Raw genomic sequence first — 26523 nt, forward strand, 5'->3', positions numbered from 1 at the left:
GCCAGATCTTATATAAGGATGGGTGCATCGTGACTTCCCGCGAATTGACCGGCTTTCTTTCCCTGGCCGAACAGGAGGACGGTGCGGCACAACGTCGGCTGTCCGACCTGGCATGGCGCATCGGTTTTGGGGCGATCAGTTGGCCGTGGCTGCTCGCCAGCCTTTCGGGTGGGCGCAAAGCCGACAAACGCGCCCTGATGGATGAGTTGAACCTGCCCCATGATGCGCTTCCCCATCTTGGCAGCTGGAAGGCGGACGTCGGCTTCCTGCGCCATATCGTGCGGGAGATTGCGCGCTTGCGGCCTGCGCAGGTCGTGGAACTGGGCGCAGGCGCTTCCACATTGGTTGCGGCCAAGGCCTTGGCGATGCATGGCGGAGGCCGCCTGACCAGCTTTGACCAGCATGGCGGCTTTGTCGATGCTACCCGCAACTGGCTCTGCGATCATGGTCTGCAAGCCGACCTGCGCCATGCGCCGCTGGCATCGGAGAGCAGCGATTGGCCGGGGCGCTGGTATGCGCTAGACGATCTGCCTGAGCGCATCGACCTGCTGATCATCGATGGGCCGCCATGGTCGGTTCACCCACTGGTGCGAGGCGCAGCGGACAGCCTGTTTGCACGGCTGTCGCCCAATGCCGTTGTCCTGCTGGATGACGCGGCGCGGCCTGGCGAGCGAATCGTGGCGCAACGCTGGCGTCAACGTTGGCCACACATCGACTTTCGGTTGATGCATGACGGCACCAAGGGCACGCTGGTAGGGCGCAGGCGTGACATGTCGATCCCGGTCGCCAACGATAATGAAAGCGGGCGCGGCTGGCAGCATTTGCGCCGGACAGCCTTGATCGCGGGGATGCTAGCGATCGGCTGGGTTGCCCGGGGCGCGCTGGGCGAGTTTCCGCAGGCGGCGCAGGCCAGTCCCTTTCTCGACGAAGCAGCGGCGTCCCACCGCGCCGGGCTGTTGCGGCAAAATATGGCGTCTCAGGTGGAAAGCGCGACGCTCAACAGCGAGGAGATCCGCCGTTCAACCGGGATCATCCTGCCGTCCTTTCCCCGCAGCTGGCGTGTTACCGACGTTCAGCTCTTTCCGACGCCCGACAGCCCGGCCATAGCCATTTCGATCGTTACTCCGGCTGGCGAACAACTCTCCTTCTTTGCGGATAAAGCCGAAACGCCTGCAGAGGGACATCCCCTGATCGCCCGGCGCGCAGCCGACATCATCGCCTATTGGGAAGCTGGCGACATGGCCTACGCGCTGACCGGACGCACGGCCGCACGCCGCATCATGACGCTGGCGGCGGAGATTACACCTTCCAGCTGACGCCGCGCCGCTGATCCTCGTTGAGGCTTGCGCCGGGGGCTGCTAAGCGCGCGCCCATGCAAGATGCGGAAAAGTCCATGCCGCGCGGCGGCGCGCGTTCGTCCCTTGGCAGCCTCGCCATGCTGTGGCGCTTCGCCACGCGCTATCCCGGACGGATCGCCGCCGCGCTCGCCGCGCTCATCGTCTCATCCGCCGCGACACTCGCCATCCCCAGCGGCTTTCGACTCGTCATCGACCGGGGGTTCATGGGCGGCGGGGATATCAGCCGGTGGTTTCAGTATCTGCTGCTGATCGTGCTGATCCTTTCCCTGGCAACGGCCGCACGCTTCTACTTCGTGTCCTGGCTTGGGGAGCGGGTGGTGGCCGATATCCGATCGGCAACGCAGGCCAATCTGCTGCGCCTCGAACCCCGCTTTTTCGAAGAGAACCGACCGTCTGAAATCGCGTCGCGCATGACGGCGGACACCGCCATCATCGACCAGATCGTGGGTTCCACCGTGTCGGTCGCCCTGCGCAACCTCGTCACCGGGGTGGGTGGCCTTATCTACCTCTTCGCGCTCGCGCCCAAGCTCGCGGGCCTTCTGGTGCTTGGCATCCCCATCATTCTGGTCGTGATGATCAGCCTCGGCCGCCGCGTACGGCTTCTCTCCCGCGCCAGTCAGGACAGGCTGGCCGCCGTCGGCAGCGTAACGTCCGAAGTGCTGGGAGCCATGAAGATCGTTCAGGCATTCGGGCAGGAAGCGCGGGAATCCGCTCGGTTCGACACCACGGTGGAAGCAGGATTCGCGACAGCCCGGCGCCGCATCCTCCTCCGCGCGGCGATGACGGCGGTTGTCATCGCTCTGGTCTTTGGATCGATCACCGCCGTGATGTGGCAAGGTGCCCTGGATGTCGCGGCGGGCAGGCTTTCTGGCGGCAGCATCGCGGCATTCGTTCTCACCGGTGGCCTTGTCGCGGGGGCATTTGGCGCGTTGTCCGAAACCTGGGGCGACCTGCTCCGGGGAGCTGGCGCGGCGAGCCGCTTGCATGAGCTTATGACGGCACAGCCGGAAATCCTCGCTCCTGCTTTGGCCAAGCCGATTCCCCAGCTTCCGCATGGCGCGAACCTCCAGTTCGACGAAGTGCATTTCAGCTATCCGACGCGACCGGGCGAAGCCGCGCTTCACGGCATTTCGATCGATATTGCGGCAGGCGAAACCGTGGCAGTCGTCGGGCCGTCAGGCGCGGGCAAATCCACGCTGATACAGCTCGCGCTACGCTTCTATGATCCTGACACCGGGGCCATCCGGCTGAATGGCGTCGATCTGAGGGATGCCGACCCGGCAACCGTTCGGAACATGATGGCGATGGTTCCGCAAGACAGCGTCATCTTTGCTGCATCGGCGCGGGACAATCTGCGCTTTGGCCGCTGGGACGCGTCGGACGAGGAGATTTGGGGAGCAGCGCGTGCAGCCAATGCAGAGACGTTTCTGCGCGCCCTTCCCGAGGGGCTGGATACATTTTTGGGCGAAGGTGGAGCGCGACTGTCCGGCGGACAAAGGCAGCGCCTTTCGATCGCGCGCGCCCTGCTCCGCGATGCGCCGATCCTGCTGCTGGACGAGGCGACCTCTGCTCTTGACGCGGAATCGGAGCGGCTGGTCCAGGACGCACTGGCGCGCCTGATGCAAGGGCGGACGACAATCGTCATTGCTCACCGGCTGGCAACGGTTCGCGCCGCTGACCGGATCATCGTACTCGATAATGGTCGCGTGGTGGAACAGGGCAATCATGCCGCACTGATGACCGAAAAGGGTCTGTACGCGCGTCTGGCGACCCTTCAGTTTCAGGATGCGCCAGCGGCCTGAGGCAAATCCGCCTTCAACGCTATATTATCCGCTGATCCTGACAATATGATCAAGGATGGCGGGGTGTAGGGGCCGTTCGAACCGGCAACCTGCTTCATGGCCCCGTGTCCAGAGAACCTGAGCGCGACGTCCTTCGAATCCAGGCAGCATGACCCAGAGGGAATCACCGGCGGCCAGCTTCATGAAGCTCTGCAGGAGGAAGCCATGAACAGACAAGTCGGCGACGCTGCTCTTGAACCAGCTCTCGCTTGGCCGCCTCACCTTGACGGGCACCTGAATATAGCGCCGATCAGTCTGGCGACCGCGCTTTTGATTCAGGTCCATGTGCAATTCAGCGCCCATGATCAGATGCATTCCTTTGGGCGGAAAATCTCACATTACGGTTAAGGAACCGTTGAGACAGAGACCAAAAAAAGGGCCGCCGAAGCGACCCTTTAGATAGCCAAAAGCTGATTGCGTCACCCCAGCCCGCGCCCGGAAACGGGAAGTCGAACATTCCCGGCCAGACAGCGGCGGCGTAGCCAGCTCTTAGAAGTTTCCATATTGTTCATTGCCCACGAAGCCGAGCTTCGTGACGCCAGCGCGCTTGATCTCGGCCAGAACCTGATCAACGACGACATAGCGGGTCGCGGCATCGGGCTGGAACTGCAATTCGGGTTCGACCGGCAACCGCAGCGACTGCTGCAGATACTGACGCAGGGTCAGAAGGTCGATGGCCGAACCGTTCCAGGTGATGATGCCGCCAGCATCAATCGCAACCTTGTTCTTGACAGGGTCGATGACGCTGTCGGTCGGTGGCGCGTTCTGCGGCAGGTCGATTTTGACCGCGTGGGTTTGGATCGGGATCGTGATGATGAACATGATGAGGAGAACGAGCATGACGTCGATCAACGGCGTCGTGTTCATGTCCATCATCGGCTCGCCATCATCTTTTCCGGCGCTCATTGCCATGGGGCGATACTCCTAAAAACTTAGAGCCGCTGCACCGACGAACCCGGTTCGGGTTCGGAGATGAAGCCGACCTTCGGGAAACCGGCGCGCTGCATCGTGTAGATGGTGCCACCGATGCACCGATAGGGGGTATTGATGTCCCCACGAATGTGTACTTCCGGCAGATCCTCAGGCGTCATGTTTTCGACGCCACCCGCCTTCTTGATGTCCGCCTCGAGCTTCGCGACCGCGCGGTCGAGCAGTTCGTTTGAAGACACCCTGGTCAGGTTCCAATAGACCGCACAGCTGCCATCTTTGGCCTGCGTGATCGATAGCGAAACATTTTCCGGCTTCGTGGTCGTGGGCTCGAAAGCGACCTTGGGGAGCTGCAGCTGAACCGTCTGGACGACGACCGGAATCGCGATGAGGAAGATGATGAGCAACACCAGCATGACGTCGACGAGCGGCGTCGTGTTGATGTCGGACATCGGCTTGTCTTCACCGCCGTCGGAGCCAACACTCATTGCCATTGATAATTTCCTAACATGCGTGTCGATGGCGCCCCGTTATTCGGGACCCATGGCCGGTGGGGAAGCAGCGGTCGCAGCCGTCCACTAACCCCCACACCGGCTCCTTGACCCAATCAGGCCTTGGTCGGAGCAGCAGCCGTCTTGGCGGCAGGCGCAGCCGGGGCAGTCGCGAACGAAGGCTTAACGGCGCCGTTCGACACCAGGTGAGCCAGCAGATCGACGGTGAAGCCATTCAGCTGTTCGGCGATCGACTTGTTGCGACGCTGCAGGAAGTTATAGGCAAGCACGGCGGGAACGGCCACGGCCAGACCCAGCGCAGTCATGATCAGAGCTTCACCGACCGGGCCGGCAACGGCGTCGATCGAGGCCTGACCGGCAGCGCCGATCTTGATGAGCGCACGATAGATACCGATAACCGTACCAAACAGACCGATGAACGGCGAAGTCGCACCGACGGTCGCGAGGAACGCCAGACCACCGCCCAGCTTCGAGTTGATCGAGGCTTCCGAACGGGCGAGCGAACCGTGCAGCCAGTCATGGGCTTCAACCGGATCGGTCAGCTTGGTGTGTTCTTCCTGAGCCTTGATGCCGTCATCGACGATCTGCTTGTAGGCCGAGTTCTTTTCGAGCTTGGCCGAACCTTCCTTGAGGGTCGGGGCACGCCAGAAGGTTGCACGAACCTTCTTGCCCTGATTGAGGACCTTCTGCTGTTCTATCAGCTTGGTGAACAGGATGTAAAATGTGCCCACCGACATGGCGCAAAGGATGAGGAACACGGTCCAGGCGATGGTGCCGCCCTGCTGCAGGGCCTCCATCAGGCCATAAGGGTTCTCCGATTTCGGCGCGGCCGCGGCTGCGAGATACATCAACATTTTCAAGACTTCCCTCTCAAAAGGATCAATAAAAGGGGAAGGCGGCAGCAGCGCCAGCCTTCCCGTTACAATTATTCAGGCAGTCGCCAGGTGATGCGACCATTATAGGTGTCCGACATCGGACCGCCCCCGGCTGCCGTGGCCGGCTTGAACTTCGCACGGCGCGGCAGGAGACGGCAGGTCGCCTCATCGAGATCGGCATGACCGGTCGAAGAGGTGATGGTGCAGCTCGTGACGCGGCCGTCAGGGCCGATCTCAAGCCGGAACCCAGCGGTACCCGAACGTTCCTCGCGCTGCGCGCGGCTCGGATAGTCCGCATCGCTGAGCCAGCTGCCGGGCGAACTGCGCGGCGTAGCGCGCGAAGCAGGCACTGCGGGCGGCGGCGGCGGTGGTGGCGGTGGAGCAGCAACCGGAACCGGATTGAAAACCGGCGGCGGCGTACGCACCGTGGCAATGGCCGGCGCGGGGGCCGGCGTCTGGACGATCGGCGGGGGCGCGACCACTGGCGGCGGCTCGACCGGCTGGTCTGGCGGCGGCGGCGGCGGCTCCTCATCCGGTGGCGGTGGTTCCTCCTTCACGTCGATCACGTTCAGCTGTTCCGCCGCCTTTTTGACATATTTCATGCCAAGGCCGGTAACAAAGGCATAACCCAGAACAGCGTGAATCAGGGCGACGATGACGATCGAGATCGTACGACTCGATCCTTGCGAGTGGTCAGCATAGGCCATTCGGCAACGACACTCCTTAACTCAACTTACCATTGTTATAAGCAAACAAGCCAAAAATAGCCCTAGTTGACCAGGTCGTCCCTGGCCACCTTTGGCCCCCTTCCGCGCATTTGCTACCGCGCAAACTCCTATCGCGGCGCATCGTGGCACGCAAACGCTTTATCGATAGGATCATTTCCGATTAGGATTTTAATACAGAATGACTTGCCTGTGACAACATTGTCACGGATGACTTTAGGCAGGACGAACATGCAAAGAAAATCCTCCATGACCTTCAGAACCGCTGCCGCAACATGCCTCATTTTCGCCGCATCTCCGCTAGTTTCAGCGGCCCAGACGAGTGATGGCACAAAGTCCGCCACCCTTTCCTATGCCGATCTCGCGGATTTAGCAGACGCGGCTCCGCTGGTAGCCGTGACACGCATCAACAGCATAATTGCACTACCCGAAAAAACGGTCCAAAATGTGCCTACCGGTCAAAAACGGGTCTTTGTGGAGGCCGAAGTCACGTCACTGATTCGCGGTGAAGGGGGAATCAGTCCACGCGTCCGCTATCTTTATGATGCGCCATTGAATGCTCGCGGAAAGCTTCCCAAGCTGAAGAAAACGCAGGTCATCCTGTTTGCTCGTCCAGGAGGACGGCCGGGAGAAATCCAGTTGGTGGCGGGCGACGCGCAAATTCCTGCCACGACTGCGGCGGTCGAGCAGGTGAAGGCCATTCTGTCTGAACTGGTAGCTTCCAGCGCACCGCCTCGCATCATCGGACCTGGCGACGCCTTCCACGTGGCAGGCACGGTCGCGGGTGAAGGCGAGACACAGATTTTCCTGCGAACGGCCACGGGGGATCCGGTATCCCTTTCCATCCTGCGCCGCCCAGGGCAGCAACCGAAATGGGCCGTTGCCTTGGGCGAAATCGTCGATGAAGCGGCGCGGCCGCCTGCGCCGGGGAGCCTTCTCTGGTATCGTCTGGCTTGCAGCTTGCCACCCACCCTGCCGGCCTCCTCGGTTCGCGCGCTCGCTCCTGTCGATGCGGAGGCGGCTCGGATCGATTATGCCTTTGTCATCCAGTCACTCGGGAATTGCGGCCGCACCCGTTCCGCGCGTTGAGGCCGTCGAACGCGCCGTCCTTGTCCTTTTTCTTGGACAGCGGCGCGTTGGCGGCTATCAGCGCGGCATAATATCAGCCTGAGGACAGCCACTATCATGACCAATCTTCACCGCCATGCCCCGCTGCGCGTCGCGCTTGTCGGCCTTGGCACGGTGGGCGGTGGCGTGATCCGGCTGTTGCAGACAAATGCGGACCTGATCGCACGGCGCGCAGGCTGTCCGATTCAGATCGTCGCCATTTCCGCGCGTGACCGCAACAAGGACCGGGGCGTGGACCTGTCGCCCTATGAATGGGTGGACGACATGACCACCCTGCCCGGCCGCGACGATATAGATGTCGTGGTGGAACTGATCGGGGGCGCCGACGGCCCAGCGCTCACCCTCGCCCGGCAGTGCCTTTCGGCGGGTAAGCCGTTCGTCACGGCCAACAAGGCCATGCTGGCCCATCACGGCCTTGACCTCGCCACGCTGGCGGAGAAAGCCGGCATCGCCCTCAAATACGAAGCGGCCGTTGCCGGGGGCATTCCGGTCATCAAGGGCCTGCGCGAAGGCGCTGCGGCCAATGAGATCAGCCGGGTTTATGGCATCCTCAATGGCACCTGCAACTACATCCTGACCACGATGGAGAAGGAAGGGCGCGGTTTCGACGATGTGCTCAAGGAAGCGCAGGAACTGGGCTATGCCGAAGCGGACCCGAGCTTCGACATCGACGGTGTCGATGCCGCGCACAAGCTGACAATCCTCGCAAGCCTCTCTTTCGGCACGGAACTGGACTTTGGCAGCGTCGCGGTAACGGGCATCCGCCACGTCATCGCCGCCGACATCGCCGAAGCGGCGGCTATGGGTTATCGCATTCGCCTGGTCGGGATGGCCGAAAATGGGCCGGGTGGGTTGTTCCAGCGCGTTCATCCCATGCTCGTCCCCCTCGACCATCCGCTCGCTCACGTCGATGGCTCACTCAACGCCGTTGTGGCCGAAGGCAATTTCGTCGGCCGCCTCTTCTTCCAGGGCCGGGGGGCAGGCGATGGTCCTACAGCATCGGCCGTGGTCGCAGATCTGATCGATGTCGCGCGCGATGAATATGGCGATGCCCTTGCGATGCCGGTCGCGGCATTGGCACAGCAACCGGCTGCGGACGCAGGCGCGCGGATCGGCCGTAGCTATCTGCGCTTCAAGGTACAGGACCGTCCCGGCGTCCTTGCCGAGATCGCCGCTGCGACGCGCGACGCCGGTGTGTCGATTGAAAGCATGATTCAGCGCGGCGCAAGCCATGATGACAGCGTGCTGATGGCGATCGTCACCCATGCGGGGGAAGAGCGCTGCGTCCTCGATACGCTTCGGCGGCTCGCGGGATCGGACAGCCTGCTCCAGGCCCCGATGGTCATGCATATTCTCGACTGAAAAGGGCTGCCGTTTAACGGGACGCGAAGCTGCGCATCAATGTCTCGCGCAAAGGTTCGCCAAGTTTGAACAGGCGCAGACGGGCTTGCTTGGGGCAACCCATGTTTCCGATTATCCGACAAGGCCGCGCGTCGAAATGATAGGCGCTCATCTTGTTGTCCGCGCGTGTTGCGCTGCCTTCCAACGGCAGGCGGCTCGAAGCAGCAATCAGCGCGGCGATCATCATTTCGCCCCCTTGTCATTGTTGGCGTTTTAGCGCCACAGACGACCTTCCGTTGCATTGGCGCCGCGAAAAGCAGGCTGAGGCGGGGTGGATGGCTCGACAAGGCGGGGATGACCTCCTATCGCGCTGATCACAAAGAGACAGCAGAGGGATTATCATGGTGCAGGCTAGCTCAGTTCTCGATCGTGTCCTGGTGCTTGAGATGGTGCGTGTCACCGAAGCGGCCGCCATCGCCGCCTCGAAGCTGATTGGACGCGGCGACGAAAAGGCGGCTGACGCTGCCGCTGTCGAAGCGATGCGCATGGCATTCAACGACCTCTATATGGACGGCACCGTCGTCATCGGCGAAGGCGAACGCGACGAAGCCCCGATGCTCTACATCGGTGAGAAGGTCGGCAACGCGATCGGATCAGGCCCGAAGATCGACATCGCTCTCGATCCGCTGGAAGGGACGACGATCACGGCCAAGGCCGGTCCCAACGCACTCGCGGTTCTCGCCATTTCGGAAGAGGGCGGCTTGCTGAACGCCCCCGACGTTTACATGGAAAAGCTGGCCGTGGGTCCGGGCTATCCCGATGGCACCATCGACCTCAACCGGCCGGTGAAAGAGAATGTCGAAGCCGTCGCGAAGGCAAAGGGCGTTCATCCCCATGAGATCATCGTCTGCGTTCTCGACCGTCCCCGGCATGAAAAGCTGATCGCTGAACTGCGCGCAATCGGATGCGGCATCATGCTGATCCCTGACGGCGACGTCGCCGGTGTGATCGCGACCACCAATCCGGAAACGAATATCGATATCTATATGGGTTCGGGCGGCGCGCCAGAAGGCGTGCTGGCGTGCGCGGCACTGCGCTGCGTCGGCGGTCAGTTCAAGGGCAAGCTGCTGTTCCGCAATGACGATGAACGCGCGCGCGCGTTCAAGTGGGGCATCACCGATCTCGACAAGGTTTATGACCTTAAGGAGTTGGCCAAGGGTGACTGCATCTTCGCGGCGACTGGCGTCACCGACGGCTCCCTGCTAGCAGGCGTCAAGCGGCTGCCCGGCGGCAAGCTGACCACGGACAGCGTCGTGATGCGTGCCAGCACCGGAACGGTTCGCTGGGTGAAGGGCGATCACCATCTGGACCGGAAGCATTCCTGACCAGAATATAAGCCGATAACGAAAAAAGGGGGCGACAAGCCCCCTTTTCTATGCGCTCCGGTCAGGCCGCCCTATCGTCCAGCCCGGTGATTGAGATCATGCCCCAGGGCCAGCGTCACCACGCCAAACAAGGTGTAAGCGCTTTCCTGCCATCCATGGTCCAGGGTCATGGCACCCGCCATGATGCCCAGACCCAGCGAGCCGACGGCCGCTGGCATCATGAAGCCATGTTCCATGGCCCCCTGCCCCAGCGCCACCGCCCCCAGCAGGATAGCGAGCACGAGCCCAACTTCATGGAAGAGAGGATTCTCAAAAATCCCGCCCGCCGACGCAAGGACGCCAAGCAGGACCGCCGTGCCGATGCAATGCGCGACGCACATGCCCGACAACGCAATCGCGATGCGATCAATGCGGCCGTTTGATAGGCGAGAGCGGATGCTGGTGGACATGGTGGCCACTACATAGGCCAGAGCAGATGAAGTTACAACATATCATCTGACATATTCGCTCGGATCAACGATGCATTTTCTCGAAGCCGACAACCGGTTCAGGCGGCGAGCCGCAAGCAGTTACGCCCGCTATTCTTGGCGCGGTAAAGCGCCTTGTCCGCCGCGTCGAGCAGATCCGCCCTGCTCGCCAGCCCGTCAAGTTCGACAAGTCCCGCGCTGAAGGTAATGGCGATCGATTCGCTGCCGACGGCGCTGATGCGCTGCGCGGACACCATGTTCCGTAATCGTTCGCACACCATGCTCGCGCGCTGGATATCGGTGCCTGTCAGAAGGATCGCAAACTCCTCTCCGCCAAGCCTTCCGATACTGTCCCCGCCGCGCAAGCCCGGACGCAGGCGCTCGACGAAGCTGGAGAGCACCTTGTCCCCTACCCCGTGGCCGTAGCGATCATTGACCGATTTGAAATGATCTATGTCGATCATCAGCAGACAGGCATTTGCCCCTCGCGCCACCCGCTTGATTTCCTGATCGAGCTTTTCGACGAAGGCCCAGCGGCTGTCGGCACCGGTCAGCGTATCCACGGCCGCGACGCGCTGCAACGCCCTCTGCCGCGCCTTGTGCCGCGACATATCTCTGATCGTGCTGATCACTCCGATAGGAAGGCCCTGTTCATCCAGCACGGCACGCGTGACCATCTCGCACCAATCCACCCCATCGGTGAAAGCTGCCGGGCGGAACTCTACTGTCTGCACGTCGCCCGGCCGTGCCAGAGCGCGCTGATGAGCCACGCGAACCTCCCCGCGATCCTTGGGATCAACCATGATGTCCGTCGAGCGGCCGATCAGCACCGCGGGCGCGCAGCCGATCTGCTCGGCCGCTGAAGGCGAAGCATATTGGATGATGCCATCAACGCTGACGTTCAACACCAGGTCGCCACTATGTTCGGTTATGGCCCGATATCGAGCCTCGCTCGCCTGCAGCATCTGGAACAGGCGGCGCCGCCCGTTCAGTTCGGCTGCAACTGGCATGGACAGAAGAAAACAGGAGGCGAGGAAGAACTGGAACAACTGGGTGCGTTCACCCACGCTACTGGCCACCATGTTCACCGGCCCATGGCCCGTCATCGTCGCCGTCCCGCCGATCAGGGCGAGCAGCACAATGGCGGCGGCCGTTCCCAATGAACCGATGCGAAAGGCGATCGCGACCAGCGGCAACAGCAGCAGGAACAGCATCGGATATCGAGCGAAATAGAATAGGTGGACGATCACGGCCGCAAAAATGGCCAGAAGCACCAAAGCCTCCAGCTTCTGCCTACCGGACGTCTCTCGAAGCCATGCGCCAACCTGCCCCTGCAACAGCATCGTCAGGATTGGCGTGCAGACCAGGCCGCCCAGCACATGGCCGCTATACCATTGCAGCCATGAAGGGCCGAAGGACACGGGCGTAAGGGTCGAGGCGACAAGCGCCGCACCGGTGGCCGCGATGATATTCGCAGGGACACAAAGTGCGAGGATGAATACGAGGAGGGAGCGCTTCGATCCGTCACTCAGGTGGACGGGAATGAACCGACGGCACAGGATCGCGACGATCAGCGACTCAGCGATGTTGATGAACGCCATGGGCAGCGCCGCCCAAGGCCCCATACCAAACAGCGTCGTCGATATGATGCTGGCAATACCGCAAGCCACGATTACGCGCGGCCAATAGCTGGTTTCCGATGTCTGCAATTCCGCCATCAGCAACGCGTTGGCGGCCCATACAAAAGCGAGCCCCCCTTCGAACCGCGAGCATAGCATCGCCAGCGTCGCCATCATGAAATAGGCAATGCCAGCAACCAGCGGCGTCAGTCTGGAAGAAGGAGAACGGAGAATGGCAGGCATGACGCCCTCTGCCTAAGCAACCATCCTTAATATATAATAACCATGAGGGGCGCCGGACGACGACAAAAGCATGGCTTTCATCATCTTACAATTTGGGCAGGCTTGCTTTCGGCAGTTCAGGCCTTTTCCAGCGTACATTGAAGCGGATGCTGGTTCTGCCGGGCGAAGTCCATCACCTGGTTCACCTTCGTCTCCGCCACTTCATAGCTGAAAATGCCGCAAACGCCGACGCCGCGTTGGTGCACGTGGAGCATCACGCGGGTGGCCTCTTCCATGTCCATGCGGAAAAACTGCTGAAGGACATGCACGACGAATTCCATCGGCGTGTAGTCGTCGTTCAGCATCAATACCTTGTAGAGAGACGGCTTCTTGGTGCGGGCGCGGGTGCGCGTCGCGATGCCGACATTGGGACCGCCAGGGCCTTCACCCTGATCATCCTGGTCCCGGCCCGCCATCTTCTCCCGATATGTGCTGATGCTGCTCATGACGGGGGAGGATATGGCGATTCCAGCTCTTAAGGCAAGGGGCGCAGATTGCGGGTCATCGCGCAAGGGAGGGCGGCAACCAAGAATAGCGGCTCCCACCCCATGGATGAGAGCCGCCTCATTCTTTCAAGTCTTTTAACCGACGATCAGGCGGCGAGCGACTTTACCTTGTCCGTGACAACGGTAACGCGTGCGGTCAGCGGCTGGGCGACTTCGCCAGCCAGCTTGATCAGCGCTTCGCTGCTCTTCGCGGCTTCCTTGGTCAGCTCGTCAAAGCTGCTCGAGAAAAGCTGGCTCTGCAGCTGGAAGAATTCCGTCGGCGTCTTGACCGTCGAGAAGCTCTTGAGCGAGGCAGTCGCCTTCTCGAAGTTCTTGCGGCTGTAATCGACAGCTTCCTGGCCCAGGGTTTCAATGCCCTTGGCAGCGATCTTGCCCGATTCGACCAGCGCTTCGACATTGCCCTTGGCGATGTCGCTCAGCTCTTCGATGGCCTTGGTCGACTTTTCGACGCCAGCCTTGGCCTTCTCGTTCAGACCGGCATAGGCCGTCTCAAACTTGGCCTTGGTCTCTTCAGCGAACTTCTTTCCGGTTTCGATCACGTCGTTCATCATCTTGGTTCCTTCTGTGGCAGGCAGCATGGTGGGCTCTACCGGCCCGGCCTCGGACGAAAGGCTCTTGGTTTCTTCGACTTCGATGGCTACCTCTTCGACCAGCGGCGCTGGTGCATGAGGGGCAGGTTCAATTGCTGGCGGAGCAGCCGGTTCGGGCGCTGCATCGACCGCCGTGGTGGCGGCGACAATCGCGACCGGATCAGGCTTTGCGGCTTTAACCGCAGCCTTCTTGACCGCCACGGCCTTCCGCGCTGGCGCAGCCTTCGGGCTGACGCTCACCGCTTCTTCCGCAGCCTTCAATGCTTCGGCCGCCGACAATGTCGAGCCGGGCGTCTTGACCGCTGCCTTCCGGCGAGCAGGCTTAGGAGTCACTGGCATAAAAGGTTCTCCGTTGCTGCAGTGCACAATATATAATTCAAAGCGCAAACGCAAGAATTTTTGTGCAGTGCAGCAAAACAAGATTGGCGGAGAAATCGGTCCTTGTTTTACCTGTCTAAAATCAGTGTATTTTGTAAGGCTTAGCGCTCTCTCACATAGCGGCCGGGCGCATCCTCTATGGCCTTCAGGGAACCGGCGCCAGGCATCCGCCCACCGGTTTTGGCAGAGACCATCGAATCACCATGAGAGCGAATCCATTCGATCCAGTCCGGCCACCAGCTTCCCTTCGTCTCCTTCGCGTTCGCCACAAAGTCGGGCAGGCTGGCAGGCAGTTCATCGCAGGACCAATATTGATACTTCCCCGCCGCCGGCGGATTGACCACGCCCGCGATGTGGCCCGATCCAGCCAGCAGGAACCGGATCGGCCCGGCGAAGTGGGATGTGATCTTCCACACGCTTTCGGGAGGGGCGATATGATCTTCCCGTCCAGCCTGAACATAGGCGGGCGTTTTGACCTTGCTCAGATCAAGCGGCGTTCCGTCGATGGTCAGCGCCCCCGGCACCACCAACTTGTTGTCGCGATAAAGCTGCGTCAGGTAATTTTTGTGCCAGCACGCGGGAAGATTGGTGGTGTCGCCATTCCAATATAGCAGGTCGAAGGGCGGATAATCCTGCCCGAGCAGGTAATTATTGACCACATAGTTCCAGATGAGGTCGCGGCCACGCAGCAGGTTGAACGTCGCGGCCATATATCGCCCATCCAGGAAGCCCCCGCTCGAAAGCTGGTCAACCAGTTTCATCTGCTCATCATCGACGAACAGGCCAAGATCGCCTGCCTCGCTGAAGTCCACCTGCGCCGTGAAGAAGGTCGCGCTCGCCACCTTGTCCGCTTCGCCACGTTCAGCAAGATAGGCCAGGGTCGCGGCGAGGGTGGTGCCAGCCACGCAATAGCCGATCGTATGGACGCTCGGCACGCCGAGCAGTTCGCGCACGGTGTCGATCGCATCGATCTGACCCCGGACGATATAATCGTCCCACAGCAGGTCCTTCATCGACGCGTCGGCCGATTTCCAGGACAGCAGGAAGACGCTGATCCCCTGGTCGGTTGCCCATTTGACGAAGCTTTTTTCCGGTGACAGGTCGAGTATGTAGAAGCGGTTGATCCATGCCGGGAAGATGACAAGTGGCGTTTCCAGCACCTTGTCCGTGGTCGGCGCATAGTGGATCAGCTGGTAAAGCGGCGTTTCCTTGATCACCTTGCCGGGGGTGGTCGCGATGTTCCGGCCAAGCTCAAAGACCGCGCCGTCCGTCTGGGTCAGCTGACCTTTTTCCATGTCCGCCAGCATGTGCTGGAGGCCCTTGACCAGATTTTCGCCCCCGCTTTGCAGGGTCTTTTCCATGACGAGGGGGTTGGTCAGCGGAAAGTTGCTGGGCGCCACCGCGTCCAGCATGCCGCTGGTGGCGAAACGCAGCTTTGCCTTTTGCTTGGGATCGACCCCATCCACCGCGTCCGTCAATTTCAGCAGATAGTCCGACATCAGCAGATAGCTTTGCCGGATCAGGTCGTAGAAGGGATGCTTGGTCCAGGCGGGGTCAGCGAAGCGGCGATCCTTGCGCGCTGCAGGGCTTTCGGAAGGCGGAGCGTCTGGCTGGTCGCGAAGCATGCCGCCCGCGTCAAGAAATCGCTGCCACAGGGCCAGACCTTCATTGGCAAAGCCTGTCTGAATGCGCGCCACCGCATCTGGATCGAACGGCATCGCACTGCCAGTCGCACCGGCTGCCTGCTCCAGGATGAGCTGCTGCGCCCGGCCGACGACTTCGGTCCACTGCTGCATCTGTTCCAGTGTCGGCAAATGAGGCTCGTTGAGGTTCTGCGCTTCCATGGCCACCTTCCTCCTCCTGGCATCCTTTATGTCCGCCGCTTTCGCTGGCGTGAGCCAATCTGGCGGGCTATAGCCAGAGCGCATCGCGCGAAAGTGCGTGCAGCACTATTCCCCATGGAGACCTTTCAGGAAAGCCCTATAATGTCCGAAGAATTTTACCGCATGAAGCGCCTGCCACCCTATGTCATCGCTGAAGTCAACGCGATGCGGGCCGCCGCGCGAGCCGCGGGCGAGGACATTATCGACTTGGGCATGGGCAATCCTGATTTGCCGCCACCCGACCATGTCATCGCCAAGCTGTGCGAAGTCGCGCAAAAGCCGAGCGCTCATGGCTATTCCCAGTCGATGGGCATTCCCGGACTGCGCAAGGCGCAGGCCAATTATTATGGCCGCCGCTTCGGCGTAGACCTCGATCCCGAGACCGAGGTCGTCGTGACCATGGGGTCGAAGGAAGGGCTTGCTAGCCTCGCGACCGCGATCACCGCGCCCGGCGACGTCGTTCTGGCGCCCAACCCCAGCTATCCGATTCATATGTTCGGCTTCATCATCGCGGGCGCGACCATTCGCTCGGTCCCGACGACGCCGGACGAAAATTACTGGAAGTCACTGGAACGCGCGATGGCCTTCACCGTGCCGCGTCCCTCTATTCTGGTCGTCGGCTATCCCAGCAATCCTACCGCCGAAACGGTCGATCTTGCCTTTTACGAGCGGCTGGTCGCCTGGGCGAAGGAGAATAAAGTCTGGGTCCTGTCCGACCTTGCTTATTCCGAGCTATATTATGACGGCAACCCGACGCCTTCCATCCTGCAGGTTCCGGGAGCCAAGGATGTCGCGGTAGAATTCACCTCGCTCAGCAAGACCTATTCCATGGCGGGCTGGCGCATCGGCTTTGCGGTCGGCAACCGCAAACTGATCGCGGCGCTCAAGCGGGTGAAGTCCTATCTCGATTATGGCGCATTCACGCCGATCCAGGCCGCGGCCTGCGCGGCGCTGAACGGGCCGCAGGACATCGTCCAGAAGAATCGCGAACTCTATCACAAGCGTCGCGATGTAATGGTCGAGGCGTTTGGCCGCGCTGGCTGGGAAATCCCGGCGCCCAAGGCGTCGATGTTCGCCTGGGCTCCACTGCCCCCCGCGCTCAAGGACATGGGCAGCCTGGAATTTTCCAAGCAGCTGCTCACCCATGCCAAGGTCGCGGTAGCCCCCGGCGTCGGTTATGGCGAGGATGGCGAGGGTTTCGTCCGCATCGCCATGGTGGAAAATGAACAGCGGCTGCGGCAGGCGGCGCGCAACATCAAGCAATATCTGAAGTCCATGGGCATCAACACGCCCGCCAAGGGCGCGGCCTGACGGAAGCGGCGCCGGGTTAGAGGCGTGGCACTCCACTCGACCATCCCCCTGCCCCAGGTTTCGCAGGTCGCGCAGACGATCCAGCTTGCTTTGGCGCCGGTGTTCCTGCTCGCGGGCATCGGCGCCTTCCTCAGCGTCTGTGCGGGGCGCCTTGCCCGGATTATCGACCGCGCCAGGCTGATCGAAGGAAAAATACTGACGTCGCGCGGCAAGGAACATGACCGCATGGTGGGCGAGATCCGCGTGCTGGACCGGCGTATGAACGTGGTCAATGTCGCGATCTTCCTTTCGGTGGCCTCCGCATGCGCGGTTTGCCTGGTCGTCATCCTGCTATTTGCGGGCAACCTGTTCGGCGCGCACCTTGGCACACTCATTGCCATCCTGTTCAGTCTGGCGATGTTGCTTCAGGCGGGCGGTTTTGCGACGTTCATTCAGGAAATCCGCCTGGCATCGCGCACCATCCGCATCCGCAACGAAGTCCTCTATCACCAGGCAGAGGGGGAAGAGGAGGCATGACCAAATTCACGGTCAACGACCGCCCGGTCCAATATCGGATGGACCCCGACACGCCACTCCTCTGGGCGCTGCGCGACGCATCCAACCTGACAGGCACTAAATATGGTTGTGGGACGGGTGATTGCGGCGCGTGCACGGTCGATATCGACGGGCAGGCGGTGCGCTCATGCCAGGTCAGCATTAGGGATACCGAAGGACGCTTCGTCACCACCATAGAGGCGCTTTCCCCCGATCGCGGTCACCCGCTGCAACAGGTCTTTGCGGCCGACAATGTGTCGCAGTGCGGCTATTGCATCCCCGGCGTCCTTATGGCGGCATCGGTTCTGCTGAAGCGCAACAACGATCCGAGTGATGAAGATATCGACGCGGCCATCACCAACATATGCCGTTGCGGCATCTACCCCCGCCTGCGTGGCGCCATCAAGCGCGCCGGGAAAGTGATGCGCGGCGAGGAACAGGTTGAGGCAGCCCCACCCCCCGGCGTGTCGCCCGAAGAGGCTGCCCGCGCCGTTCCGGCACTCCGCCGCCCCTAGCCGAATCGATAGGCCGATACCGGCCACCCGCGCACGGCGTCGTCATAGTCAACCTGCGCGACATCATCGCCGCCGGCGCCCAGCGCCACCATCAGCGGCAGCAGATGCTCTTCACGAGGATGGGCGAAGCGCGCCTCCGGCAGAGTCTCCCACGCGGCAATACGTGCCGATCGCCGCTGCGGGTCCGGGTCCGTCACCGCGTCAGTCAAAGCCTCATGCCACAATAGCGACGGTGTTCGCGCCTGCGAATCGTGAACGCGCATATTGTGGAAACTCATCCCCGACCCGATGATCACGACCCCTTCATCCCGCAATGGTTCAAGCGCTCGGCCCGCCGCGATATGCGCCTGTGGGTCGAGGTCTTTTCTCAGCGACAGTTGAACGACGGGAATGTCGGCCTGCGGCCGCGCGACCTTCATCGGAATGAAGACACCGTGGTCCCAGCCGCGTTCATGCTCTTCCGCGACGGGGAAGCCAGCTTCGCGCAGCAGTTGGGCGGCGCGGCCGGCGACGGCGGGCGCTCCCGGTGCATCCCATTTCAGCGAATAAGTGTGCGGCGGGAAATTATAATAGTCGAACAGAAGGTCCGGACGATCCCCGTTGTGCACGGTAAGGACCGGCTCCTCCCAATGCGCCGACACGATCAACATCGCGCGCGGTCGTTCGGGCAGGCTCTCGACCAGTTGCGTCAGATAATCCTGCATCGTCTGCCACATGGGGTCGCTATAGGGACGATCGGGATCTGCGGGGTCCATGAAGAAGCAAGGACCGCCACCGTGCGGGATATAAAGGCTGGGCTGTTTCATAACCGTTAGATCGCCCGCCGCCCCTGACCATGCAAGTGCGCGGGGTGAAACAGTGCGTTTCGCAGCCCCCTAAGCCTCGCTAACCTCGATAATGGGAGCGATGGCCTGCGCCAGCGTGGCGCCGGAATAGGGCTTCTTCAACAGGGTGATACCGCTGAACCGCTCGGGCAGATCAAGACCATCGCCATAGCCCGTCGCGAACAAAAAGCTGACGCCATTTTCCGCGAGCATGTCGGCGATCGGGAGACTCGTTTCGTTGCCCAGATTGAAATCCAGGACGGCAAAATCGATGGCGTGCAGATCGATGGCTTCACGCGCTCGCCCGACGCTGGCGGCCGTGACGACTTCCGCGCCCAGATCGCGCAGCGCATCCTCACCATCCATCGCGATGATCATATTATCCTCGACCAGAAGGACGTTGCGCCCCTTGAGCAAGCCGGGAGCGGGCGCGGGCGCCGGCTTCGATCTTTCCCCAACGGTAACATCGGGCAGGACCGTCACGATATGCTGGGACGGGATGCAGAAATGCGCCTCCAGCCCGGAAAGACGGTAAGTAATCTCCGCCTTGCCATCCAGATCATAAGGGATCGACCGTTCGATGACGGTGGACCCGAAACCCCGGCGGGTCGGGGCGACGACGGCCGGGCCGCCGCTTTCATTCCAGTCGAGCAGCAGGCTGCCATCCGCATCGACACGCCAGTCGATCGCAACCGTGCCGCCATCCGACAGCGCGCCATATTTTGCGGCGTTGGTCAGAAGCTCATGTATCACCAGTGCCAGCACGGTGAAGGCCGACGGCGTCAACAACACGTTGGGGCCGGTCTGTTTGACCCGGTCACGCCGCTCGCCCAGATAGGCCCCGGCCTCGACCTCGATCAGGTCCTGCAACCGTGCCGGTGCCCAGCGGTCCGCTGTAATCTGGTCATGAGCGCGGGCCAGTGCGTGCACACGGCTTTCCAGCGTGGCGATGAATTCGTCCACCGAACGGGCACTGTCGCGCGTCTGGGACAGCAGCCCGCGGATCAGCGACAATATGTTGCGGACCCGATGGTTCAGCTCGGCAATCAGCAGTTCCTGCTTTTCATGCGCCTTCTGCCGTTCCTCGTTGGCGGAATCGGAAAGGCGCAGAACCACTTCCAGCAGAGCCGTCCGCAATGCCTCAGCGACGCGCAATTCCGCCGGAGTGAAAGGCACCGACGTACCCTTCACCAGTTGCGACCATTCCTCGAAACTCTTGCGCGGGGTCAGGCGCGGCCCATTAGGGCCATATTCGATATGCTTTTCCTGATTGCCCGCCCAGCGCACCGAACGCATCTGCTCCGCGCGGAACAGCACGACATAGTCGCGCGGTCGCCGTGACAGCGGAATGGCGAGCAGGCCCGCAGCGCGATCCGCATAGGCTTCCGCCTCCGGCATCACCCGGCCGAGGCAGTCGGTCGCGAACACCTGGCTTGCCGCCGTCCGATTGAGCATAGAGACGATCGCCGCAAAGGCGGACCTGTCCGGCGTCAAACCGGCCAGCGTCACGTCCCCGTCAATATACACGCCGACGCCATCCGCTGGCACGGTGTCGAAAATGACATCGCCCAGCCAACGGGCGTTGGACAGCAGATCATGATCCTGGGCCACGGCGGACATGAGGCGGTCGGCGACTTGCCGCGCCTTCCCCTCATAATGCGCCGTTTCCGCACGCTCGCGGCTTTCAAGCATCATGGAGAAAATCTGCCCGAACAGCTCAGCCGCGCTACGCTGCGCGAAGGTCGGCAGGCGCGGACCATAATGGTGACAGGCGAACAAGCCCCACAAGCGCCCCTCGACGATGATCGAGATGGAGAGCGAAGCCCCCACGCCCATGTTGCCGAGATATTCGATGTGGATCGGCGAAACCGCGCGCAGCAGGCACAACGACATGTCGAGCGCCGCGCCGGTGGGATCAAGCACTGGGATCACCGGAACCGGCTCTGCCCCAACGTCCGCGATGACGCGGAAGATGTTGCGCAGGTACAGCGCCCGGGCCTGCGTCGGGATGTCCGAAGCAGGGTAATGCAACCCGAAAAAGCTGTCGATGCCGGGCCGCAGCGCTTCGGCCACGACTTCGCCGTCGCCACCGTCGGCAAAGCGGTAAACCATGACGCGGTCGAATCCGGTCAAGGCCCTCACCTGCCTCGCCCCATCGCGCAGGAAGGCGGCCATGCTATCCGTTTGAGCAAGCCGCGCGACCATGGAGCGCACCATGCTGGTCGCCTCGATCTCGTCCGCGAAAGCCGGTTCAGCCTCGATCACCACCAACGAGCCCGAAAAATGAACGGCGATGTCAAAGGGCTGAACGCCATCGATCAGCACCAGCGAGAACATCCGCTCGACCGCGTCGGGGCCACGCAGCAACGTGATCCGGTTCCGCAGCGAATGAATGGCATCATCCCGGAACAGACCGCTGATCGGCTTGCCCAGCATCTGCTCAGGCGTCAGTCCGATGAACTGTTCACAATTGGCCGAGACGCGGGAAACCAGCCAGTCGGCGGTCAGCGCAACCAGAAAGCCGAAAGGCTGTATGGTGCCCGGCACATGAATCGGTTCGCGATCGCAATTGCTGATGTCGACGGCGAAGTCAGCCATCTCCTGTCCATCGCGTTCAGCCATGAGTGCTCACCCGTTCCGCCGCGGCACCTGCCGCGAACAGAGCGAAGGCGGCTTGCGCTCCCTCTATCGCGTTGTCGATCCAATCCTGGCCACCGCCATCCGACGCCTCGTCCAGCGCTTGCTGAAAGGCGATCCAGCTTCCCTGGCCGTGGACAGACTTGAGATAGGCCCTGGGCAACCCGGCAGGCACGCGCCGCTCCAGCATGGCGCCACCCAGCCGCGAACCTTCCAGGGCGTAGAGCGCGCCCCATCGAAACCCTTCGCCCGCATGCGGCGTTGTTTCCAGTGGCTCCGGCAGCGTTTCGCCCAATGATGCAAGGTCTTCCATCAACTGGGGCAAGCGCGGAGAATCGGGCATCGCCAACTGTTCCAGCGGCATCAGCGCGCGTGCATGCGCCTTCAGAAAAGCACCATATCCCGCAGGAGAATCCAACGAAAAGCCGGAAAAAAGATCATCCACCCGCTGATGGTTTTCCATCGTCGCTTTTCTTAAGGCCTGTCGAACTCGGCCGGCGTTGGACGTTCTTTTCACTCGTCGTTCCTAAAGGCTGTCACCAAGGCGCGCACTGATCTAGATCAGCTTTTAAATCCGACGGCGGCGGTTGGTCGATTTTCTACCGAAATAATCGATTTGTGTACGCCAAGTCCAATGACCATCTTTACCCTGTGAGATTCTTTCAAATCGCTGACGAACGAGTTCAGCGTCGCGACATGGCGGCAGACATAAAAGGGAAATCATGCGGGGCATGGCGCCCCTTTTGGAAAGAAAAGACCATGTTGAGGAAAATGATGTTGGCGGGGCTGATGACCGCGACAGTTTTGGGCGGCGTGGCCCCTGCCTATGCGCAACGCGGACAGGACGGATGGCGCGATCGCGGCGGTGAGCAGTCTGGGCGGAACGACGGCCGGGCATCCCGAGGCGGCGGGCAGGATGGCGATCGCGGAAACGTCCGCGTACGTGATCAGGCTTCCACGCAGCGGTGGCAGGAACGCGTGAATGATCGCGCGCGGGTACAGGCCGCTCCGGCACAACCCGATCGCCAGTCGCGTGGTGCGGAATCGCGCCCGGTCGCTCCTCGCGATGCGTGGCGCAACGATGCGCGCGTCAGGGAACGGGCCGTTGGCGATCGTCCGCAGTGGCGGGATGACCGCCGGGACAACAACCAGGCAGAGTGGCGCGGCAATCGCGACGACCGCCGTCAGGACTGGCGTGATGATCGTCGGAATGGACGTCCGGAAGGGCGGCTCGACAGCGGCAACAACTGGCGCGGCAGTCTGGCGGGCAATCGCCGGTTCGACGACCGCACCCGCTGGAACGGCCAGCGCCGTTGGGACAATGATTGGCGGCAGGACCGCCGCTATGACTGGCGCAGCTATCGCTCACGCTATAGCGACCGCTACCGGATGGGCCGTTATTATGCGCCGCGCGGATGGAGCTATGGCTATAGAAGCTTTTCGACAGGCATCTTCCTGAACAGCTTGCTGTTCGCGAACAACTATTGGATCGATGATCCATGGTCCTATCGCCTGCCGCCTGCCTACGGCACGCTGCGTTGGGTGCGCTATTATGACGATGCCCTGCTGGTCGATATCCGGGACGGCTATGTCGTAGACGTGATCCACGACTTCTTCTGGTAAGCGGAGGATCATATCCGCTGATTTCATCTGGGCTTGGCGCCATGTGCGTCAGGCCCTTTTCATTTGCACCGGCGGGACGACGGCGGCAGGAAGCGGGCATGACGGACGTGATTGATGATGGCGGCATCGCTTCGGCCACTCGGGCGAAGATCGGCGATGCGGTGCGCGCAAAGCTGGACCGCAACCCCTTGGTCAGCCGGATCGACGCCGCAAACCTTGAAATCTACGGCCGCCATGACTTCCTTAGCGCCGAGGAATGCAAAGGATTGCGCGCGCTGATCGACGCCGACGCGCAGCCCTCCACGCTGTTTTCCGGCAGCGCGAACGCCGACTACCGCACCAGCCACAGCTGCAACCTTAACCCCTGGGACCCCCTGGTCGATGGCATCAGCCGCCGGATTTGCGCGCTGACCGGCTTGCCGCCCGAAAATGGCGAAACCTTGCAGGGTCAACGTTATGCGGTGGGTCAGGAATATAAGGCGCATTGCGACTATTTCCCGGTCACCGCCAACTATTGGCCCGCGATGATGAAAAAGGGTGGGCAGCGCAGCTGGACGGCGATGATCTATCTGTCGCCCGTCGCGGCGGGCGGGGAGACGCATTTTCCCCATTGCGAGTTCATGGTGCCGCCCGTTGAGGGGATGATCCTCATCTGGAACAACCTGAAGGCCGACGGTTCGCCCAATCCGATGAGCCTGCATGCCGCCCGGCCGGTGGACAGCGGCGTCAAATATGTCGTGACCAAATGGTTTCGGGAGCGACGCTGGGTACACTGACCGCAAGCGCGCTTGTTCATAGCCGTGATACAAGTTGCGACATAAATGACTGATTCCTGACAGTGCCGTTCCCCACAGGTTCAGCGGCCGGAATGCATAACCCCATTGTTGGTCACGGAACCGGTCCAGGGGATGAAAGTTTGATCCCCACCGGTTCAGGCCGCCAAGCTGATGGGAGAAAATATATGCGTAAGTTGATCATCCTCGGCCTTATCGCAGCGACAGCGATGCCAAGCGCGGTCATGGCCCAGTCTCGCGGCGAAGTGCGCGACAGTGCGCGGGACCTTCGTCAGGATCAGCGCGAACTGCGCGACGCGCAACGCCATGGCTCGCGCCATGATGTACGCGAACAGCGCCGCGACGTCCGCGACGCCCGGCAGGAACTGCGCGAAGATTGGCGCGACTATCGCCGTTCGCACCGCGACGTTTATCGCGGCGGCAACTGGCGCGCGCCCTTCCGCTACAATCGCTGGGAAGTCGGGTCTCAATTGCGCCCGGGATTCTATAATTCCCGCTACTATATCAGCGATCCCTATCGCTATCGCCTGCCCCGGCCCGCGAACCGTAACCTGCGCTGGGTAAGGCATTATAATGACGTGCTGCTGGTCAACGTCCGCAGCGGGCGCGTGATGGAGGTCCATCGGGGCTTCTTCTGGTAATAGAGAGTTAAGGACAATGGGCGGCTCCGGACTTCGGTTCGGAGCCGTTTCTCTATTTCTTAGGACACAGAATAGCGGTCACGGTGCGACCCCCGCTACTGCCTCAATTTTGGAAATCCCCTTGGCCGCGCCGCCCGTCTCCGAGCGGGCGCGGCCGATGGTACGCACAGGGCGCACCATCAGTCCGAAAGGGGGTGGACCGGAATAGGAACGCTTAGGGGCGGCTAATGTTCCCCTGCGTCAACCCAGCGCTTCAGCGATCAGGCGGCGGCTGTTTGCCACGCCATACAGGGCGATGAAGCTGCCCATCCGAGGCCCCTGATCGGCCCCCAGCAACGTCTGATACAGCGCCTTGAACCAGTCACGCAGTTCAGCAAAGCCAAAGGCCTCGTCCTTGCCGATCGCATATACGATATTCTGGATATCTTCGGCGGTGGCATCATCGCCCAGCGCCGCCAGTTCCGCGTCCAGCCTGCGCAGCGCCTCGGCTTCGTTGGCTTCCGGCGCGCGACGCTTCAGCGTGGGCGCCACAAAGTCGCGATGATAAGCGAGCGCATGCCCGATCAGCGCATCCAGTTCAGGGTAGGTCTGCGCGCTCGCTTCAGAGACATAATTTTGCAGATATCCCCACACCTGTTCCCGGCTGGCGTCGCCCATCACGCCGACCAGGTTGAGCAACAAGCCGAAGGTCACCGGCAGCTTGCCGTCGGGCAGCTTTCCATCATGGATATGATGCACCGGATTGCCAAGCTGCTGCTCGACCTGCTGGTTGGGATAGTTGACCCGGAACTGCCAATATTCGTCCACCGCGCGCGGGATCACGCCCATGTGCAGCTGCTTGGCCTTCTTCGGCTCACGATAGGCGTAAAAGGCCAGGCTTTCCTGCGGCCCATAGGTCAGCCACTGTTCAAGGCTCAGGCCATTGCCCTTGGACTTGGAGATCTTTTCCCCCTTCTCGTCCAGGAACATCTCATAGTTAAAGCCTTCGGGCGGGCGGGCGCCCAGCGCGCGGCAGATCTTGGACGACTGAGTCACCGAATCGATCAGATCCTTGCCCGCCATCTCATAATCGACGCCCAGCGCTACCCAGCGCATCGCCCAGTCGACCTTCCATTGCAGCTTTGCACCCCCGGACAGGATCGACTGTTCGACAATCTCCCCCTCATCCTCGAACCGGACGAGCCCGGCGTCGGCGTCCAGCACCTCGATCGGCACCTGAAGGACGATGCCACTCTTCGGGCTGATCGGCAGGACCGGTGAATAGGTCGCCTGCCGTTCCTTGCGCAGCGTCGGCAGCATGATGTCCATGATGTCCTGATAATGACGCAGGACATTCTTGAGCGCATCATCGAACGCGCCGGACTTGTACCGGTCGGTCGCGGACACAAACTCATAATCGAACCCGAAGCGGTCCAGAAATTCGCGCAGCATCGCGTTGTTATGATGCGCGAAGCTTTCGAACTTCTCGAACGGATCGGGTACTTGGGTCAGCGGCTTGCCGAGATGCTCGGCCAACATCGCCTGGTTCGGCACATTATCCGGCACCTTGCGCAGCCCGTCCATATCGTCGCTGAACGCGATCAAGCGCGTGGGTATATCGGACAGCGCATGATAGGCGTTGCGCACCATCGTCGTGCGCAACACTTCGTTGAAGGTGCCGATATGGGGCAGGCCGGACGGGCCATAGCCGGTCTCGAACAGGATATAGCCTTTGTCGGGAGCGCCGTTCTGATAGCGCTTCAGCAGCTTGCGCGCTTCTTCATAGGGCCAGGCCTTGGACGCCTGAGCGGCGGTGCGGAGGATATCGGACACGGTCATGATGCACAC

The 26523-nt window shown here is 61.6% G+C and carries 26 protein-coding genes; 11 read left to right on the plus strand and 15 right to left on the minus strand.

Annotated features, from left to right (window positions below):
- Nucleotides 1–29: 29 nt before the first annotated feature.
- Together ACZ5YV_RS09650 and ACZ5YV_RS09655 are read left to right on the plus strand one after the other, a co-directional pair.
- On the plus strand, nucleotides 30–1316 hold the full coding sequence (locus ACZ5YV_RS09650; protein WP_464787428.1) for a class I SAM-dependent methyltransferase: 1287 nt from the start codon (nucleotides 30–32) through the stop codon (nucleotides 1314–1316).
- Nucleotides 1317–1372: 56 nt separating this feature from the next.
- Nucleotides 1373–3160 carry an ABC transporter transmembrane domain-containing protein gene (locus ACZ5YV_RS09655; RefSeq protein WP_464787429.1) on the plus strand — a complete coding sequence of 596 codons (1788 nt, stop codon included), beginning with the start codon at nucleotides 1373–1375 and terminating at the stop codon, nucleotides 3158–3160.
- A gap of 24 nt (nucleotides 3161–3184) precedes the next feature.
- On the opposite strand, the gene ACZ5YV_RS09660 is transcribed toward ACZ5YV_RS09655, so the two are convergent.
- The 5 genes from ACZ5YV_RS09660 to ACZ5YV_RS09680 all read right to left on the minus strand — a co-directional run bounded on the left by ACZ5YV_RS09660 (nucleotide 3185) and on the right by ACZ5YV_RS09680 (nucleotide 6220).
- Entirely contained in the window at nucleotides 3185–3502 is a 318-nt protein-coding gene (locus ACZ5YV_RS09660) for a PilZ domain-containing protein (protein WP_464787430.1), read from the minus strand.
- 186 nt (nucleotides 3503–3688) lie between these two features.
- Nucleotides 3689–4111: an ExbD/TolR family protein gene (locus tag ACZ5YV_RS09665; RefSeq protein WP_196224597.1), complete on the minus strand. Its 423-nt coding sequence runs from the start codon at nucleotides 4109–4111 to the stop codon at nucleotides 3689–3691.
- Nucleotides 4112–4131: 20 nt separating this feature from the next.
- A complete protein-coding gene (locus ACZ5YV_RS09670) occupies nucleotides 4132–4620 on the minus strand; it encodes an ExbD/TolR family protein (RefSeq protein ID WP_464787431.1) in 489 nt (162 codons plus the stop codon).
- Between the two features lie 113 nt (nucleotides 4621–4733).
- Nucleotides 4734–5492, minus strand: a complete 759-nt coding sequence (locus ACZ5YV_RS09675) for a MotA/TolQ/ExbB proton channel family protein (protein ID WP_449474194.1) — start codon at nucleotides 5490–5492, stop codon at nucleotides 4734–4736.
- Between the two features lie 71 nt (nucleotides 5493–5563).
- Nucleotides 5564–6220, minus strand: a complete 657-nt coding sequence (locus ACZ5YV_RS09680; RefSeq protein WP_464787432.1) for an energy transducer TonB — start codon at nucleotides 6218–6220, stop codon at nucleotides 5564–5566.
- A 267-nt stretch (nucleotides 6221–6487) separates the two neighbouring features.
- On the opposite strand from ACZ5YV_RS09680, the gene ACZ5YV_RS09685 reads away from it, so the two are divergent.
- Together ACZ5YV_RS09685 and ACZ5YV_RS09690 are read left to right on the plus strand one after the other, a co-directional pair.
- Nucleotides 6488–7327: a hypothetical protein gene (locus ACZ5YV_RS09685; RefSeq protein ID WP_464787433.1), complete on the plus strand. Its 840-nt coding sequence runs from the start codon at nucleotides 6488–6490 to the stop codon at nucleotides 7325–7327.
- A 96-nt stretch (nucleotides 7328–7423) separates the two neighbouring features.
- The gene (locus tag ACZ5YV_RS09690) at nucleotides 7424–8728 is read left to right on the plus strand and encodes a homoserine dehydrogenase (RefSeq protein ID WP_464787434.1); all 1305 of its coding nucleotides are present in this window, start codon (nucleotides 7424–7426) and stop codon (nucleotides 8726–8728) included.
- Nucleotides 8729–8741: 13 nt separating this feature from the next.
- Here the strand turns inward: ACZ5YV_RS09690 and ACZ5YV_RS09695 are convergent, their stop codons facing one another.
- Nucleotides 8742–8954, minus strand: a complete 213-nt coding sequence (locus tag ACZ5YV_RS09695; protein WP_464787435.1) for a hypothetical protein — start codon at nucleotides 8952–8954, stop codon at nucleotides 8742–8744.
- Between the two features lie 154 nt (nucleotides 8955–9108).
- Between ACZ5YV_RS09695 and glpX the strand changes: the two genes are divergently transcribed.
- Nucleotides 9109–10092, plus strand: a complete 984-nt coding sequence (glpX, locus tag ACZ5YV_RS09700; protein WP_464787436.1) for a class II fructose-bisphosphatase — start codon at nucleotides 9109–9111, stop codon at nucleotides 10090–10092.
- Between the two features lie 71 nt (nucleotides 10093–10163).
- On the opposite strand, the gene ACZ5YV_RS09705 is transcribed toward glpX, so the two are convergent.
- From ACZ5YV_RS09705 to ACZ5YV_RS09725, 5 genes are all read right to left on the minus strand, one after another.
- On the minus strand, nucleotides 10164–10541 hold the full coding sequence (locus ACZ5YV_RS09705; RefSeq protein WP_464787437.1) for a MerC domain-containing protein: 378 nt from the start codon (nucleotides 10539–10541) through the stop codon (nucleotides 10164–10166).
- Between the two features lie 98 nt (nucleotides 10542–10639).
- Nucleotides 10640–12421, minus strand: coding sequence for a sensor domain-containing diguanylate cyclase (locus tag ACZ5YV_RS09710; RefSeq protein WP_464787438.1), 1782 nt, complete (start codon nucleotides 12419–12421; stop codon nucleotides 10640–10642).
- A gap of 116 nt (nucleotides 12422–12537) precedes the next feature.
- A complete protein-coding gene (gene clpS, locus ACZ5YV_RS09715; RefSeq protein WP_176502233.1) occupies nucleotides 12538–12906 on the minus strand; it encodes an ATP-dependent Clp protease adapter ClpS in 369 nt (122 codons plus the stop codon).
- 146 nt (nucleotides 12907–13052) lie between these two features.
- On the minus strand, nucleotides 13053–13895 hold the full coding sequence (locus ACZ5YV_RS09720; RefSeq protein WP_464787439.1) for a phasin family protein: 843 nt from the start codon (nucleotides 13893–13895) through the stop codon (nucleotides 13053–13055).
- A gap of 140 nt (nucleotides 13896–14035) precedes the next feature.
- Nucleotides 14036–15778: a PHA/PHB synthase family protein gene (locus ACZ5YV_RS09725; RefSeq protein WP_464789194.1), complete on the minus strand. Its 1743-nt coding sequence runs from the start codon at nucleotides 15776–15778 to the stop codon at nucleotides 14036–14038.
- 141 nt (nucleotides 15779–15919) lie between these two features.
- Here ACZ5YV_RS09725 and ACZ5YV_RS09730 point away from each other — a divergent pair, with 141 nt between their 5' ends.
- Genes ACZ5YV_RS09730 through ACZ5YV_RS09740 form a run of 3 tightly spaced genes read left to right on the plus strand, consistent with a single transcriptional unit; the run spans nucleotide 15920 to nucleotide 18177 of the window.
- Complete coding sequence (locus ACZ5YV_RS09730) at nucleotides 15920–17128, plus strand: LL-diaminopimelate aminotransferase (RefSeq protein ID WP_464787440.1); 1209 nt, start codon at nucleotides 15920–15922, stop codon at nucleotides 17126–17128.
- A gap of 24 nt (nucleotides 17129–17152) precedes the next feature.
- Nucleotides 17153–17644 (plus strand): DUF2721 domain-containing protein, encoded by a 492-nt coding sequence (locus ACZ5YV_RS09735; protein WP_464787441.1) that lies wholly within the window; start codon nucleotides 17153–17155, stop codon nucleotides 17642–17644.
- The gene (locus ACZ5YV_RS09740) at nucleotides 17641–18177 is read left to right on the plus strand and encodes a (2Fe-2S)-binding protein (protein ID WP_464787442.1); all 537 of its coding nucleotides are present in this window, start codon (nucleotides 17641–17643) and stop codon (nucleotides 18175–18177) included. The genes ACZ5YV_RS09735 and ACZ5YV_RS09740 overlap by 4 nt, the downstream gene beginning before the upstream one ends.
- On the opposite strand, the gene ACZ5YV_RS09745 is transcribed toward ACZ5YV_RS09740, so the two are convergent.
- The 3 genes from ACZ5YV_RS09745 to ACZ5YV_RS09755 all read right to left on the minus strand — a co-directional run bounded on the left by ACZ5YV_RS09745 (nucleotide 18174) and on the right by ACZ5YV_RS09755 (nucleotide 22101).
- Nucleotides 18174–18983 (minus strand): DODA-type extradiol aromatic ring-opening family dioxygenase, encoded by an 810-nt coding sequence (locus ACZ5YV_RS09745; RefSeq protein ID WP_464787443.1) that lies wholly within the window; start codon nucleotides 18981–18983, stop codon nucleotides 18174–18176. The two genes, ACZ5YV_RS09740 and ACZ5YV_RS09745, sit on opposite strands and share 4 nt — an antisense overlap.
- A gap of 69 nt (nucleotides 18984–19052) precedes the next feature.
- Entirely contained in the window at nucleotides 19053–21623 is a 2571-nt protein-coding gene (locus ACZ5YV_RS09750; protein ID WP_464787444.1) for an HWE histidine kinase domain-containing protein, read from the minus strand.
- Nucleotides 21616–22101: a biliverdin-producing heme oxygenase gene (locus ACZ5YV_RS09755; protein WP_464787445.1), complete on the minus strand. Its 486-nt coding sequence runs from the start codon at nucleotides 22099–22101 to the stop codon at nucleotides 21616–21618. Before ACZ5YV_RS09755 ends, ACZ5YV_RS09750 begins: the two co-directional genes overlap by 8 nt.
- 326 nt (nucleotides 22102–22427) lie before the next feature.
- Here ACZ5YV_RS09755 and ACZ5YV_RS09760 point away from each other — a divergent pair, with 326 nt between their 5' ends.
- The 3 genes from ACZ5YV_RS09760 (at nucleotide 22428) to ACZ5YV_RS09770 (ending at nucleotide 24696) form a co-directional block, all read left to right on the plus strand.
- Nucleotides 22428–23261 (plus strand): RcnB family protein, encoded by an 834-nt coding sequence (locus tag ACZ5YV_RS09760; protein WP_464787446.1) that lies wholly within the window; start codon nucleotides 22428–22430, stop codon nucleotides 23259–23261.
- A gap of 98 nt (nucleotides 23262–23359) precedes the next feature.
- The gene (locus ACZ5YV_RS09765; RefSeq protein ID WP_464787447.1) at nucleotides 23360–24037 is read left to right on the plus strand and encodes a 2OG-Fe(II) oxygenase; all 678 of its coding nucleotides are present in this window, start codon (nucleotides 23360–23362) and stop codon (nucleotides 24035–24037) included.
- 185 nt (nucleotides 24038–24222) lie between these two features.
- A complete protein-coding gene (locus tag ACZ5YV_RS09770; RefSeq protein ID WP_464787448.1) occupies nucleotides 24223–24696 on the plus strand; it encodes an RcnB family protein in 474 nt (157 codons plus the stop codon).
- A gap of 240 nt (nucleotides 24697–24936) precedes the next feature.
- Here ACZ5YV_RS09770 and ACZ5YV_RS09775 read toward each other — a convergent pair whose 3' ends face one another.
- The gene (locus ACZ5YV_RS09775; protein WP_464787449.1) at nucleotides 24937–26514 is read right to left on the minus strand and encodes a lysine--tRNA ligase; all 1578 of its coding nucleotides are present in this window, start codon (nucleotides 26512–26514) and stop codon (nucleotides 24937–24939) included.
- Between the last annotated feature and the right edge of the window lie 9 nt (nucleotides 26515–26523).

It is taken from the genome of Sphingobium sp. TomTYG46 (assembly GCF_055396345.1).